The organism is Aeromicrobium sp. 9AM, from assembly GCF_902506105.1.
In the GTDB taxonomy this organism is placed as follows: domain Bacteria; phylum Actinomycetota; class Actinomycetes; order Propionibacteriales; family Nocardioidaceae; genus Aeromicrobium.
Genome location: NZ_LR733304.1, coordinates 2257760 through 2272165, shown reverse-complemented (window position 1 = coordinate 2272165; position 14406 = coordinate 2257760). Strand labels below are relative to the sequence as shown.

The 14406-nt window shown below is 69.5% G+C and carries 15 protein-coding genes; 8 read left to right on the top strand and 7 right to left on the bottom strand.

All coding sequences use genetic code 11. The features are described from left to right. Positions 1–33: 33 nt before the first annotated feature. Both BOSE46_RS17675 and BOSE46_RS17670 read right to left on the bottom strand, forming a co-directional pair. Positions 34–534, bottom strand: coding sequence for a DUF664 domain-containing protein (locus BOSE46_RS17675; RefSeq protein WP_236551790.1), 501 nt, complete (start codon positions 532–534; stop codon positions 34–36). Positions 535–564: 30 nt separating this feature from the next. Then, a complete protein-coding gene (locus BOSE46_RS17670) occupies positions 565–1062 on the bottom strand; it encodes a DinB family protein (RefSeq protein ID WP_159541486.1) in 498 nt (165 codons plus the stop codon). A gap of 24 nt (positions 1063–1086) precedes the next feature. On the opposite strand from BOSE46_RS17670, the gene tsaD reads away from it, so the two are divergent. Next, entirely contained in the window at positions 1087–2130 is a 1044-nt protein-coding gene (gene tsaD, locus BOSE46_RS17665) for a tRNA (adenosine(37)-N6)-threonylcarbamoyltransferase complex transferase subunit TsaD (protein WP_236551789.1), read from the top strand. Here tsaD and BOSE46_RS17660 read toward each other — a convergent pair. Genes BOSE46_RS17660 through BOSE46_RS17645 form a run of 4 tightly spaced genes read right to left on the bottom strand, consistent with a single transcriptional unit; the run spans position 2127 to position 5454 of the window. Next, on the bottom strand, positions 2127–2978 hold the full coding sequence (locus BOSE46_RS17660) for a biotin-dependent carboxyltransferase family protein (protein ID WP_159541485.1): 852 nt from the start codon (positions 2976–2978) through the stop codon (positions 2127–2129). The genes tsaD and BOSE46_RS17660 overlap by 4 nt on opposite strands. Continuing rightward, positions 2975–3556 (bottom strand): allophanate hydrolase subunit 1, encoded by a 582-nt coding sequence (locus BOSE46_RS17655; protein WP_159541484.1) that lies wholly within the window; start codon positions 3554–3556, stop codon positions 2975–2977. The genes BOSE46_RS17660 and BOSE46_RS17655 overlap by 4 nt, the downstream gene beginning before the upstream one ends. After that, the gene (locus BOSE46_RS17650; RefSeq protein ID WP_159541483.1) at positions 3553–4269 is read right to left on the bottom strand and encodes a LamB/YcsF family protein; all 717 of its coding nucleotides are present in this window, start codon (positions 4267–4269) and stop codon (positions 3553–3555) included. Before BOSE46_RS17650 ends, BOSE46_RS17655 begins: the two co-directional genes overlap by 4 nt. 30 nt (positions 4270–4299) lie before the next feature. Continuing rightward, positions 4300–5454 carry a class I SAM-dependent methyltransferase gene (locus tag BOSE46_RS17645; protein WP_159541482.1) on the bottom strand — a complete coding sequence of 385 codons (1155 nt, stop codon included), beginning with the start codon at positions 5452–5454 and terminating at the stop codon, positions 4300–4302. A gap of 114 nt (positions 5455–5568) precedes the next feature. Here BOSE46_RS17645 and BOSE46_RS17640 point away from each other — a divergent pair, with 114 nt between their 5' ends. The 6 genes from BOSE46_RS17640 to BOSE46_RS17615 all read left to right on the top strand — a co-directional run bounded on the left by BOSE46_RS17640 (position 5569) and on the right by BOSE46_RS17615 (position 12160). Continuing rightward, complete coding sequence (locus BOSE46_RS17640) at positions 5569–6450, top strand: sigma-70 family RNA polymerase sigma factor (protein WP_159541481.1); 882 nt, start codon at positions 5569–5571, stop codon at positions 6448–6450. Positions 6451–6597: 147 nt separating this feature from the next. Further along, a complete protein-coding gene (groES, locus tag BOSE46_RS17635) occupies positions 6598–6891 on the top strand; it encodes a co-chaperone GroES (protein WP_056209271.1) in 294 nt (97 codons plus the stop codon). 98 nt (positions 6892–6989) lie between these two features. Further along, entirely contained in the window at positions 6990–8594 is a 1605-nt protein-coding gene (groL, locus tag BOSE46_RS17630; protein ID WP_159541480.1) for a chaperonin GroEL, read from the top strand. Between the two features lie 162 nt (positions 8595–8756). Then, complete coding sequence (locus BOSE46_RS17625) at positions 8757–10169, top strand: RNB domain-containing ribonuclease (protein WP_201299664.1); 1413 nt, start codon at positions 8757–8759, stop codon at positions 10167–10169. A 27-nt stretch (positions 10170–10196) separates the two neighbouring features. Next, entirely contained in the window at positions 10197–11177 is a 981-nt protein-coding gene (locus BOSE46_RS17620; RefSeq protein ID WP_159541479.1) for an ABC transporter substrate-binding protein, read from the top strand. Beyond that, positions 11174–12160: an ABC transporter substrate-binding protein gene (locus tag BOSE46_RS17615; RefSeq protein ID WP_159541478.1), complete on the top strand. Its 987-nt coding sequence runs from the start codon at positions 11174–11176 to the stop codon at positions 12158–12160. Before BOSE46_RS17620 ends, BOSE46_RS17615 begins: the two co-directional genes overlap by 4 nt. On the opposite strand, the gene BOSE46_RS17610 is transcribed toward BOSE46_RS17615, so the two are convergent. Continuing rightward, entirely contained in the window at positions 12157–12759 is a 603-nt protein-coding gene (locus BOSE46_RS17610; protein ID WP_159541477.1) for a TetR/AcrR family transcriptional regulator, read from the bottom strand. The two genes, BOSE46_RS17615 and BOSE46_RS17610, sit on opposite strands and share 4 nt — an antisense overlap. 111 nt (positions 12760–12870) lie before the next feature. On the opposite strand from BOSE46_RS17610, the gene guaB reads away from it, so the two are divergent. Continuing rightward, complete coding sequence (guaB, locus tag BOSE46_RS17605; RefSeq protein ID WP_159541476.1) at positions 12871–14382, top strand: IMP dehydrogenase; 1512 nt, start codon at positions 12871–12873, stop codon at positions 14380–14382. Positions 14383–14406 lie beyond the last annotated feature (24 nt).

Genomic DNA, 14406 nt, shown 5'->3' with positions numbered 1-14406 from the left:
TCGCGGGAGGTGCCCCCAACTCCCAGCGGGGAGTCAGTCGCCGACTGAGCCGTCGGCCATCTCGCGCAGCAGGTCGAGGTGGCCGTTGTGGCGGGCGGTCTCCTCGATCAGGTGGGCGACGACCCAGCGCACGGTCGGGTGGAAGTCCTTGAGCGGCTTCTCCGTCTCGGCGTCGAAGTCGAGGTCGGCGAGCAGGGTGCGGGTCAGCTGCACCTGCTCGCTGTAGCCGTCGATGATCTCCTCGATCGGCACGGTGAGACCCGCCTCGAGCTCGCCGTCGGGGTGCTCCGCGCTCCACGGCGCCCGGTCGTCGCCGCCGAGTGTCACGACCTCGATCCAGTAGTGCTCGTTCCACCGCAGGTGGTTGAGCAGCGAGGCCGGGTTGGTCAGCGGAGAGGTCGCCACCGGTGCCGTGCGCGCGAGCTCCTGGCTGAGACCGCGCACCTTGAACAGCGCGGTCTGCTGGACGTACTCCAGCATCTGCATCTGGACGGAGCGTTCGTCACCGGCGGGGGGCGTGTCTGTACGGACCATGGGCCCACCCTGACACAGCGCGACCCGCGGCTAGCCGACCGAGCCGTCGATCATCTCGCGCAGGATGTCGAGGTGGCCGTTGTGGCGCGCGGTCTCCTCGATCAGGTGCTGCAGGATCCACCGGGCGGTCAGGGGGTCCTTGCTGTAGGTGCCGACCATGCGCATGTCGAGATCGACCTCGGCGAACACCGCGAGCGACGCCGCGGCCTGCTCCTCGTACAGCCTGAGCACCTCGTCGAGCGGGAGCACCGAGCCCTCGTCGAACGACGAGTACGGCCGGTCAGCGAGCATCGGACTCACCTCCGGGCCGCCGAACAGGTCCTCGTTGATCCACGACCACTCGACCCAGCGCAGGTGGTTGAGCACGTTGGCCGGCGACATGCTCGGCGATGTCGGCAGGGGCGCGGTGCGGGCCTGTTCCTCGCTGAGTCCGCGTACCTTGCCGATCGCCGTCTCCTGCGAGTAGCGCAGCATCTGCAGCAGGATGCTGCGCTCGTCGTACGAGTCCGGTGTGTCCGAAGGCGCCATGCCTCAGCCTGACACAATGAAACGGTGAGCGAACCTCTGGTGATGGGCATCGAGTCGTCGTGCGACGAGACGGGCGTCGGCATCGTGCGTGGGACGGAGCTGCTGGCCCATGCGCTCTCGTCAAGCATGGAGCAGCACGTACGTTTCGGCGGTGTCGTCCCGGAGGTCGCGAGCCGTGCCCACCTCGAGGCGATGGTCCCGACGCTCGAGCAGGCCTACGCCGAGTCCGGCGTACGTGTGCAGGACGTCGACGCGATTGCGGTGACCAGCGGACCCGGCCTCACCGGTGCACTGCTGGTCGGCGTCGCGGCGGCCAAGGCCCTGGCCCTCGCGCATGACAAGCCGCTCTACGGGGTCAACCATCTCGCGGCCCACGTCGCGGTCGACCAGCTCGAGCACGGGCGCTTCGAGGAACGCGCCGTGGCACTGCTGGTCAGCGGCGGTCACACCGAGATCCTGCTCGTCGACGACATCGTCACCGGCATCACGCTGCTGGGGCAGACGATCGACGACGCCGCTGGCGAGGCGTTCGACAAGGTGGCCCGGCTGCTCGGCCTGCCCTACCCCGGCGGTCCGCACATCGACCGGGTCGCCCGCGACGGTGACCCTACGACGATCGCCTTCCCCAGAGCCCTGACCGGGCGCGATCTCGACAAGCACCGCTACGACTTCTCGTTCTCCGGACTCAAGAGCGCCGTCGCCCGGCACGTGCAGCACGAGGACCGCATGGGCCGTACGTTCGAGGTCGCCGACATCGCCGCGTCGTTCCAGGACTCGGTGTGCGACGTGCTGACCAAGAAGGCCATCGACGCGTGCCTCGACCATGACGTCAAGACCCTGATCATCGGCGGGGGAGTGGCCGCCAACGGCCGCCTGCGCCAGTTCGCCGAGGAGCGCGCCGCCAAGGCCGGCATCCAGATCCGCGTGCCGCGCATGGGGCTGTGCACCGACAACGGTGCGATGGTCGCCGCGCTCGGCGCCGAGGTCGTACGCCGCGGGCTGCCGCCGTCGTCGCTCAACCTGCCGGCCGACTCCAGCATGCCGGTGACCCACGTCGTCGCGGCTTAGCCAACCCGGCGGAACCGGACGACCTGCCCGGGCGCGGCCTGGGCGAGCCGGTCGGTGTGCTGGTCGAGGACGACCGCGATGACGGGGTAGCCGCCGGTCACCGGGTGGTCCGGGCCGAAGACGATCGGCTGGCCGTCCGCGGACACCTGGATGCTGCCTCGGATGCACGGCTCGCTCGGCAGCTCCTCGGTGCGGGACCGCTCCAGCGTGGCTCCGGTCAGGCGTACGCCGACCCGGTCCGATGCAGGACTGACGTGCCACGCGGACTCCAGCAACCGTCGCACGGCCGCGGCGGTGAACCAGTCGTCTCGCGGACCAAGCGTCACGTCGAGCGTCAGCTCGCCGGCCCGTCCGATGGGCGGTACGTCCTCGAGCTCCGGTGGATGGCTCGGCGATCCCGTCTCAAGCCGGTCACCCGCCCGCACTGGCTGCGGTCCGAGCGCGGACAACGTGTCGGTCGACCGCGAGCCCAGCTCCTCCGGGACCGCGAAACCGCCCGCCACCCCCACGTACGCCCTCAGGCCCGTCGTCGGAGATCCCAGCGACACGCGCTGACCCGGCTGCAGCGGGATCGCCCGCCCGTACGCCGCAGGATCGCCGTCGACCGTGATGGCGCCCGCTCCGCCAGTGACCGCGACCCACGACGATGTCTCCGCGAGCAGCACGAGCCCGCCACCGAGCACCTCCAGTGCCGCGGCGTCCGCGTCGTTGCCGAGCACGAGGTTGACCTGGCGCAGCGCCGAACGGTCGAACGCGCCGGACGGGCTGACCCCGAGATGTCCCAGACCCGGCCGACCGAGGTCCTGCACGAGGGTCCGGAGCCCGGGCGACTCCACGACGAGGGTCATGCGACGACGAACCTGACGGTCATGCCCGCGACGAGCAGCGCAGGCTTCTCGCGGGAGGTGTCCCACATCGTCAGCTCCGTACGACCGATGAGCTGCCATCCGCCGGGTGACTCGCGCGGGTAGACCCCGCTGAACTCGCCGGCCAACCCCACGGCGCCGGCCGGCACCCGTGGCCGAGGGGAGTCGCGGCGCGGCACCTGCAGCCCCGCGTCGCCGTCGACGAGGTAGCAGAAGCCGGGTGCGAAGCCGCCGAACGCCACGGTCCACGGCGTGCCGGTGTGGGCCTGGACGACCTCCGCAGTGGTCAGGCTCGTCAACCGGGCGACCTCGTCGAGGTCAGCGCCGTCGTAGACCACCGGGATCTCGATCTCGGCGCCGTCATCGGGCGTGGCCGAGTCCCCCGGAGTGGTCCGCCCGACGAGCGACCGCAGGTCCGCTGGCTGCCCACGCAGCAGCACGCTCCGCGCCCCCAGCACGGCCTCCGCGTCGCCGTGCAGCGCGGCGAACCAGCGTTGCGCCTCGTCGAGCGACGCGCAGTCGAGCAGCAGAGCCGTGTCGCCGTACGGCTTGAGGATCACGTCGCGAAGCCCGTCAGCTCGGCCCCGGAGGCTTCGAGAGCCGTGCGCACCGCACGCGCCAGAGCGACCGCGCCGGGACTGTCGCTGTGCACGCAGACCGACGAGACGCTGTCCATCAGGCGTACGGCCTGCGACGCCACGGCATGCGGGTCGTCGAGCACCGCGCCGGGCTCACCGCGTGGGACGAGCCTGCCGTCGGAGGTGTAGGCCCGGTCGGCGAATCCCTCGCGGACGATCGGGATGCCGCACGCCTCGGCGATCGACAGCGACACCGATCCCGGCAGCCCGAGCAGGGGCAGCGGGGAGGCGAGACCTTGGAGGGCGTCGACCACCGCCTGGGCCTGTTCGCCGTCGTCGACGATCCGGTTGTAGAGCGCACCGTGCGGCTTGACGTACGCGACCCGGCCACCGGCGGCCTGCGCGATCTCGTCGAGCAGCAGGATCTGGCTCAGCAGCTCGCCGGTGAGCTCGTCGGCGGGCAGGTCGAGCCACAGGCGGCCGAAGTTCTCCCGGTCCGCATAGCCGACCTGCGCCCCGATCGCCACGCCCCGGGCGACGGCGGCATCGCACGTGGCCCGCATCAGGTCGGCGTCGCCGGCGTACGCCCCGCAGCACACGTTGGCACTGGTCACGACATCGAGCAGCGCGATGTCCTCGCCGGACTCCCACCGTGGCCACGACTCACCGAGATCGGCGTTGAGGTCGATCCGCATGCCGCCAGCCTATGCCCCGAATCTCGGAGGTCAGAGGCGTTCGACGAGGTATGCCCGGCCGACGCCCAGCACTCGCGTCATGATGACCGTCGCGGTGTTGGGCCCCTTGAGCTTGAGCCGGCGGATCAGCTCCTCCGGGACGATGTCGACGCCCCGCTTCTTGACCGTCAGCGTGCCGACCCGCCGGACCTGGAGGGCAGCCTTGAGCGGCTTCTCACGGAACGGCAGCTCATCGATGATGCGGAACCCGCGGGCGAGCGGTGTCGTATGCGCGCCGTCGGAGCTGACGTACGCGATGTGCGCGTCCGGCAGCCAGCCGCCGATCGTCGTCGCGAGCTCGCTGACGAGGCCCGCACGGATGACCGCGTCGTCGGGCTCGTAGAGGTAGGCCCCGACGTCGGCGACCGCCACGGGCTCGCCGGTCGACTCGAGCCCGGCACCGGACGGCAGCACCGTGGCTCGTCGGGTCGCCGTCGCGAACGGCGCACCCCACAGGCACGCCTCGACAAGGTTGCCGCCGTCGCTGACCCACTCGGCCTCGACGCCGTGCGGCACCGCGTCGTGAGCCAGCCCCGGCATGAGCTTGGCGACCGCGCGTCCTGCGAGCAGCTGTCGTACCCAGTCCCACGGTGGCTGCAGGTCGGCGGTCGAGAACGTACGCCCGCGGCCGTCGCGGCGGGCCGGGTCGATGAAGGCGACCTCGTCCGCCTGGATCTCGACGGAGCGGGCATCGGCGCAGACGATCTCGCCGTCGAGGTCGAGGGCCCGCAGGTTGGCCGAGGCGATCGCAGCTCGTACGGGATCCAGCTCGACCCCCCGCACCCGCAAGCCGGCCCGCGCGAGCGCCACGAGGTCACCGCCGATCCCGCAGCCGAGGTCGATGACGCCGGACGCGCCGGTCGACGCCAGTCTCGCGGCCCGGTGCGTGGCGACGGGCATGCGCGTGGACTGCTCGAGCGCGTCGTGCGTGAAGTACATCCGCGCTGCGTCGGCACCGAACTTCGGCACCGCCTTGCCGCGCAGGTGGTTCTGCGTCACGGCTGCCGCGACGAGCGCCGGCGCGTACGTCTTGCGGAGCCGGGTGCCGAGCGCGAGATCCGACTCGACGCCGGCTCGCTCGGCGATCTCGGCGAGCAGCAGCTGGCCCGCAGGGGACTGCAGCTGCTCGAACGTCGCCAGATCCATGAGGAGCAGTCTGCCGTGTGCGGCTTGGATACAAATTTTCTCCCTCGATTGGTTACATGGACGGTGCGCCGTTCGTCATCACTGAGACGAGATGAGCAGATGGAAGGCGACGACATGAGCAGAGCGACCCGCGACGACGTGCTGGTGGCAGCGTTCGAGGACCAGCGCACGCGCCTGACGGCCGTGGCGTACCGGATGCTGGGCTCGCAGTCGGACGCCGAGGACGCGGTCCAGGAAGCCTGGCTCCGTCTGGCGCGGCACGACTCCGACGCCATCGACAACCTCGCCGGGTGGCTGACGACCGTGGTGAGCCGGGTGTGCATCGATGCCCTGCGATCACGTACGTCCCGGCCGGTGACCTCCTTCGACGACCGGTTGCCGTACCTGGTCGTCACCGATCCTGACGCCGGGCCGGAGAGCGATGCGCTGCTGACGGACTCGGTCGGGCTCGCCATGCTGGTGGTGCTGGACACGCTGCGGCCGGCCGAACGCCTCGCCTTCGTGCTGCACGACATGTTCGCTGTGCCGTTCGACGAGATCGCGCTCATCCTCGACCGGTCCGTCGAGGCCAGCCGCATGCTCGCGAGCCGCGCTCGCCGCAAGGTGCAGGGCGCGGCCCCGCCGCAGGATCGCCGGCCCCGCAGCGCCGTCGTCGACGCATTCCTCAGCGCAGCGCGGGACGGGAACTTCGCCGCCCTGCTCCGGCTCCTCGATCCCGAGGTCGCCTGGCGGCACTTCTCCCCGGAGGGTCCGGCCTCGCTGATCGGCGCCTCCGAGATCGCGCACCAGGTGATGCAGGGGATCGGCGCCGCTGTGATGACGCAGCCCGTGCTGGTCAACGGCGAGCCCGGGATCGTCGCCCGTACCCCGAGTGGCGAGCCGGTCGCCGTCGCGGCCTGCGCCGTGGTCGGTGGCCGGATCGTCGAGATGCTCTCCCTCCGCGACCCGGCCAGACTCAAGAGGATGAACCTGCCAGCGCCTGCATCTCGCGATTAGCAGTCTCTTGGGGTGAGTGCTAACCGCGTGCTAGATTTCGTATTGGCACTCTCGCCATGAGAGTGCCAAGCATCGGTGAGTACGACCCCCGCGACGGCGTGCCCACCAGCGTCCAACGTTCCACCGCCTGAAAGGGGAGGTCGACACGTGTCGGTCACCATCAAGCCGCTCGAGGATCGCCTGGTCATCCAGGCTGTCGAAGCCGAGCAGACCACTGCATCAGGTCTGGTCATCCCGGACACCGCCAAGGAGAAGCCCCAGGAGGGCAACGTCATCGCTGTCGGACCCGGTCGGGTCGACGACAACGGCAACCGCGTTCCTCTTGACGTCGCCGTCGGCGACAAGGTCATCTTCAGCAAGTACGGCGGCACCGAGGTCAAGTACGACGGCCAGGAGTACCTCATCCTGTCCGCTCGCGACGTCCTCGCTGTCGTTTCGTGATCTGACGCCCCGGCGCCCCTCCGAGGGCGCCGGGGCCTCTCACGTTTCTGCACCACGCAGCCCCTCAGTCGCACCCACATTTTTCGAAAGAAGCTGACATGCCCAAGATCCTCGAATTCGACGAGAACGCCCGCCGCTCGCTCGAGCGCGGCGTCGACAAGCTCGCCAACACCGTCAAGGTCACCCTCGGTCCCAAGGGCCGCTACGTCGTCCTCGACAAGAAGTGGGGCGCCCCCACGATCACCAACGACGGCGTGACCGTCGCCCGTGAGGTCGAGCTCGACGACCCGTTCGAGAACCTCGGCGCCCAGCTGGCCAAGGAAGTCGCCACCAAGACGAACGACGTCGCCGGTGACGGCACGACGACCGCGACCGTCCTGGCCCAGGCCATGGTCCACGAGGGCCTCCGCGCCGTCGCGGCCGGCGCCAACCCGGTTGGCCTCAAGAAGGGCATCGAGGCGGCCGTCGAGGCTGTCGTCAAGCGCCTGCACGAGGTCGCCCGCGACGTCGACGACATCAAGGACATGACCGACGTCGCGACCGTCTCGTCGCGTGACGGCGTCATCGGCCAGCTCATCGCCGAGGCGTTCGACAAGGTCGGCAAGGACGGCGTGATCACGGTCGAGGAGTCCAACACCATGGGCACCGAGCTCGAGTTCACCGAGGGCATGCAGTTCGACAAGGGTTACCTGTCGCCCTACTTCGTCACCGACACCGAGCGCATGGAGACCGTCCTCGACGATCCCTACATCCTCGTCAACCAGGGCAAGATCTCGTCGGTCAGCGACCTGCTGCCGATCCTCGAGAAGGTCGTCCAGGCCGGCAAGCCGCTGTTCATCATCGCCGAGGACGTCGACGGCGAGGCGCTGTCGACGATCGTCGTCAACAAGATCCGCGGCACGTTCACCTCGGCGGCCGTCAAGGCGCCCGCGTTCGGTGACCGCCGCAAGGCCATGCTGCAGGACATCGCGACCCTCACCGGCGCGCAGGTCGTCACGCCCGACGTCGGCCTCAAGCTCGACCAGATCGGCCTCGAGGTGCTCGGCACGGCTCGCCGCGTCGTCATCACTAAGGACAACACGACGATCATCGACGGCGGCGGCGACAAGGCCGAGGTCGACGGACGCGTCAGCCAGATCAAGGCCGAGATCGACAGCACCGACTCCGACTGGGACCGCGAGAAGCTCCAGGAGCGCCTCGCCAAGCTCGCCGGCGGCGTCTGCGTCATCAAGGTCGGCGCGGCCACCGAGGTCGAGCTCAAGGAGAAGAAGCACCGCATCGAGGACGCCGTCTCGGCGACTCGCGCGGCGATCGAGGAGGGCATCGTCGCCGGTGGCGGCTCGGCTCTCGTCCACGCCGTCTCGGTGCTCGAGGGCAACCTCGGCCTCACGGGCGACGAGGCGGTCGGCGTAAGGATCGTCCGCATCGGCGCCGACGCCCCGCTGGAGTGGATCGCCCGCAACGGCGGCGTCTCCGGTGAGGTCGTCGTCAACAAGGTCCGCGAGAGCGGCGAGGGCTACAACGCGGCCACCGAGGAGTACGGCGACCTGGTCGCCCAGGGTGTCCTCGACCCGGTCAAGGTGACGCGCTCCGCGCTCGCCAACGCCGCGTCGATCACCGCGATGCTCCTCACGACCGAGACGCTGATCGTCGAGAAGCCGGCCGAAGAGGCCGAGGACGCGCACGCGGGTCACAATCACTGATCCGGACCCAAGAATGACCCGAGGGCCGGGCTCCAGCATTGTGCTGGGGCCCGGCCCTCGTATGTCAGATCCTGCGATGATCCGGTTCCTAGGGAGGCCGCCAGCGGCCGACCGGGAGCGAGCTCTGCGAGCGAAGGACGCCCTCCCGCTAGATTCATCGGGGTGAGCACTCCACGGCACGACTTCGCCGGCGTACGCGCTGACCTGGGCCTCCCGTCCGTCGACGAGACCGATCGCTTCCCACCTGATGTGCTCGCCGAAGCGGCGACGATCGCCGCAGCCGAACGCGGCGACCTCGAGGATGCGACCTCGATCCCGTTCGTCACGATCGACCCACCGGGCGCCAAGGACCTCGACCAGGCGATGTTCCTCGAACGGGACGGCGGCGGCTTCAAGGTCCACTACGCGATCGCCGACCTCGGTGCCGCGATCCCGCCAGGCGGCGCGGTCGACACCGAGGCGCGGCTCCGGGGGCAGACGATCTACCTGCCTGACGGACGTGTGCCGCTGCACCCGCCGGTGCTGTCGGAGGGCGCCTTGAGCCTGCTTGCCGACCAGGTCCGCGGCGCAGCGTTGTGGACCGTCGACGTCGCCGCTGACGGCAGCCTGAGCAACGCGTCGGTGCGCCGAGCGCTCGTGAAGTCGGTTGCCCAGCTCGACTACGAGGGCGTGCAGAAGTCGTTCGACGCGGGCTCGCCGCACCCGTCGCTCGAGCCGCTCGCCGACCTCGGCCGGCTCCGCCAGAAGGTACGCGTCGACCGCGGCGCGATCGAGCTGGCCCTGCCCGAGCAGGAGGTCGAGCGCGACGGCGACGGCTGGCGGGTCGTGATGCGCATCCGGACGGACGTCGACGGCTGGAACGCCGAGGTCTCGCTGCTGACCGGCATGGCGGCCGCCCAGCTGATGCTCGAGGCGCAGGTCGGACTGCTGCGTACGCTCCCTCCGGCGGACGAGCGGGCCAACGCCGGGTTCCTCCGCACGGCGCGCACGTTGCAGATTCCGGTGCCCGACGGGGCGACTCCGGCGCTCGTGCTGCTGTCGCTCGACCCGGCACGGCCGGCTTCCCTTGCGCTCATGACCGAGGCGACCCGGTTGCTCCGTGGCGCCGGCTACGAGGCGTTCGACGCGTCCGCGCCCGCCCAGGCCGACCACGCCGGGGTCGGTGGGCCCTACGCCCACGTCACCGCGCCGCTGAGGCGACTGGCCGACCGCTTCGGCACCGAGGCCTGCCTCGCGATCTGTGAGAAGCGGGACGTGCCGGACTGGGTACGAGAGGCGCTGCCCTCGCTTCCGGAGATCATGAAGTCCTCGGACCAGCGAGCGGCCAAGGCTGACCGCACCTGCATCGACCAGGCCGAGGTCTGGGCGCTCGCCGGCCGCATCGGTGAGTCGTTCGACGCGATCGTGGTGCATGCCGATCGCGAGGGCGGTGACATCGTGCTCCACGATCCGCCGGCCATCGCGCGCTGCAAAGGTCCCGGTCTGCGCGAAGGTACGCAGGTCAGCGTGGTCCTGGCCCGGATCGACGAGGCCCGGCGCGAGGTGGAGTTCACGTACGGGGGCACCCCGGAGTAGCGCTTTTCCTTAGGTTAGGCTGCCCTTATGAAACGCAGACTCCTCGCAGCCTTTGCCGCGATCGCCCTCACGACCCTGACTGCCTGCGGGACCTCCGCATCCGACGACGCCGGCGCCGGCCCGTGGACGTACACGGACGACCGCGGCACCGAGATCTCGGTCGACAGCACACCTCGCCGCATCGTGGCCCAGTCCTCCGTCGCAGCGGCGCTGGCCGAGCTGGGCCTCGACGACCAGATCGTCGGCACGTTCGGACCGCTGAAGCTCAAGGACGGGTCGGTCGACCCGCAGGCCGCCGGCCTGGACCCCGAGGACGTCACGGACGTCACCGGCGGCGGCGAGTACGGCTCGCTCGACCTCGAGAAGGTCGCCGCGCTCGAGCCCGACCTCATCATCACCAACATGTACATCAAGCCGGACCTCTGGTACCTCAGCGACGCTACCGCGAAGCGGGTCGAGAAGCTCGCCCCGATCCTCGCGATCAACTTCCAGGGCCTCGACCTGGTCGAGACGCTGGACTCGGTCGAGAAGGTCGCCGGCAAGCTGGGTGCGGACCTGAAGGACGACGACGCCGTCGAGGCGCGCAAGGCGTTCGACGCCGCCAGCAAGCGGCTCGCCGCGGTCGGCGAGCAGCTGGGCAGCAAGACCGTCCTGCCGGCCAGTGCGACAGCGGACCTGTTCTACGCCGGCGACCCGGCGCAGTTCCCCGACATCGCCTACTACCAGTCGATCGGCCTGCCCATCGCGCCGGTGAAGGCGAAGAAGGACTCCTACTGGGACGAGCTCAGCTGGGAGAAGTCGGACAAGTACGACTCCGACGTCATCCTGTGGGACGACCGCATGGGTCAGGGCGGCCTGAAGACCCTCAAGGCGCAGCCCGTCTTCAGCACGATCACGGGTGCCAAGAACGATGCGTACGTCCCGTGGGCCGCCGTCACGCCACCCGGCTACGAGGCGTACACCCGCGTCATCGACACCCTCGCGAGCGATCTCGGGAAGAAGCTGTGAAGCGGCTCGGAGCGGCGCTGGCCGCGGCATCACTGATGATGGTGGCCGCGTGCGGCACGTCGGCATCGGACGACGCGGGGGCCGGCCCATGGACGTACAAGGACGATCTGGGCACGAAGATCAGCCTGGACGCGAAGCCGCAGCGGCTGCTCGTGCAGTCGTCGGTCGCCGCAGCGCTGACCGACCTCGGCCTCGGAGACGAGATCGTCGGCACGTTCGGTCCGCTCAAGAACGCTGACGGCGGACCGGACTCGCAGGTCGCCGGCCTCGACATCGGCAAGGTGCCGGACGTCACCGGAGGCGGCGAGTACGGCTCGATCGACCTCGAGAAGGCCGCGAGCCTCAAGCCCGACCTCGTCGTCACGAGCGCGTACCTCAAGAGCGATCTCTGGTACGTCAACGACGCGACGGCCAAGAAGCTCAAGCAGCTCGCGCCGATCATGGTCGTGAGCTTCGACGGCAAGACCCTGCCCGGCATGCTGGACTCCACCGAACGGGCGGCCAAGGCCCTGGGCGCCGACCTCGACTCCGCGACCGTCACGAAGGCGCACGGCGACTTCGCGGCTGCAGCGAAGCGCGTGGAGCAGGCCGGCAAGGACCTCGGCACCAAGAAGATCCTGGTCGGCTCACCCGCGCAGGACGTCTTCTACGTCTCCAACCCCAAGGTCAGCCCCGACCTGATGTATTGGCGCGACAAGCTCAAGCTGCCGATCGTCGTGCCGACCAAGCCAGACAAGGGTGGCTACTTCCAGACGCTGAGCTGGGAGAAGGCCGACCTCTATCCCGCCGACGTGCTCCTGTACGACGACCGGGTCGGCAAGGCCGGGCTCGCACTGTTCGACGACCAGCCGGTGTTCCAGACGCTGCAGGCTGCGAAGGACAAGGCGTACATCCCGTGGACGTCGGTCGCGCCGCCCAGCTATCGGGCATACGCGGACATCATGAACCGCCTCGCCGACGACCTCGAGAAGTATGCGTCCTAGGACGAGCGGCGCTGCTCGAGTCCGGCCAGCACGATGTCGAGCTTGCGGTCATACCAGCCGTGGCCGCGCCAGACCTCTTCGGTGTCGTACGCCTTGAGCACCGGCATCCGCGGCCCGTCGACGTGCGCCTTCTCGATCGCCTTGAGTCGGCGCATCTCGGCGGAGGCCGTCAGGGCGAGGGTGACGACGAACTCCACGGCGACCGTGGCGTCCTCGAGCTTGTAGCCCTGGCGCTGCAGCGAGTCGATGTACTTCTCGATGCGGTCCTCGACGGCACGCGGAGACTTCGGTGCGCCGAGTGCGGCGGTGTCGAGGCCCGGGTGGTCCTCGCACATCTGCCAGATCGTCTCGCCGATGCCCTTGAGCAGCTCCTGCCACGGCAGGTCGGCGTCTGGCCAGCTGGCGGCGACGATCGCCTTGTCGAGCGCGCGGAGGAGCAGGTCATCGCGATCTTCGACGTAGCGGTACAGACCGGAATGAGCGACCCCGAGCCGTCGGGCGACCGACGGCATGCTGAATGTGGCGATTCCGTCGTCAAGCGCAGCCTGCGCGATGACGTCGACAGTGAGTGCCCTCGGGCGCCCTGGCTTGCGGTCCATGGGGGCATCATACTGCGGGTACGGGTGCAATGTCCGATCTTCTGTGATGCGGTGTCGCACAGGGCCGCCGCAGCGACGGGTCGCCTTCCCCCGGGACGATAGGATAACGCCATGGAGAACACCGGCATTCCTGACAAGTTTGCGTCGCTCGGACTCACGTACGACGACGTCCTTCTGCTCCCCGGGTTCTCCGACCTCAATCCCAGCGAGATCGACACGACGTCGCGGCTGACGCGCGAGATCAACCTCCGGATCCCGCTGATCAGCGCCGCGATGGACACCGTCACCGAGTCGCGCATGGCGATCGCGATGGCGCGCCAGGGTGGCATCGGCGTGCTGCACCGCAACCTGTCGCTGGAGGACCAGGCCTACCAGGTCGACCTCGTCAAGCGCACCCAGACCGGCATCATCTCCAACCCCGTGACGATCGGCCCCGACGCGACGCTCGAGGAGCTCGACCGCATCTGTGGCGAGTACCGCGTCTCCGGGCTCCCCGTCGTCGACACCGACAACCGGCTGCTCGGCATCATCACCAACCGCGACCTGAGGTTCACGCCGGTCGCCGAGTGGGCCACCACCAAGGTCGACGAGGTCATGACCCCGATGCCGTTGATCACCGGTCACGACGGCATCAGTCGTGAGGACGCGACCCTGCTGCTGCGCAAGCACAAGCGCGAGCGGCTCCCGCTGGTCGACGACGAGGGCCGCCTGGCGGGCCTCATCACGGTCAAGGACTTCGTGAAGTCCGAGCAGTTCCCCCACGCCACCAAGGACGCCGATGGTCGCCTGATGGTCGGTGCGGCGATCGGCTACTTCGGTGACGCCTGGCAGCGCGCGACGACCCTGATCGACGCCGGCGTCGACGTCCTGGTCGCCGACACCGCCCACGGTCACGTGCGGATGCTCCTCGACATCGTCAAGCGGCTCAAGACCGACCCGGCCACGCGGCACGTCCAGGTCATCGGCGGCAACGTCGCGACCCGCGAAGGAGCTCAGGCGTTCGTTGACGCCGGCTCGGACGCGGTCAAGGTGGGCTTCGGCCCCGGCTCGATCTGCACGACCCGGGTCGTCACCGGGTGCGGGGTGCCCCAGATCACCGCGGTCTACGAGGCGTCCCTGGCGGCCAAGCCCGCTGGCGTGCCGGTCATCGCCGACGGCGGCCTGCAGCAGTCGGGCGACATCGCCAAGGCCCTGGTCGCCGGTGCCGAGACCGTCATGATCGGATCGATGCTGGCCGGTGTCGAGGAGTCCCCGGGCGAGGTCGTGTTCGTCAACGGCAAGCAGTTCAAGGCCTACCGCGGCATGGGTTCGCTCGGTGCGATGAGCAGCCGCGGCAAGAAGTCGTACTCCAAGGACCGCTACTTCCAGGCCGAGATCACCAGCGACGACCAGATCGTGCCCGAGGGCGTCGAGGGCCAGGTCGCCTACCGCGGCCCGTTGTCGGCGGTCGCGCACCAGCTGATCGGCGGGCTCAACCAGTCGATGTTCTACGTCGGGGCGCGCACGATCCCCGAGCTGCAGGACAAGGGCCGGTTCGTCCGGATCACGTCGGCGTCGCTCAAGGAGAGCCACCCGCACGACATCCAGATGACCGCCGAGGCGCCCAACTATTCGTCGCGATGATTCGCTCCAGCGTCCTTCGCTCGC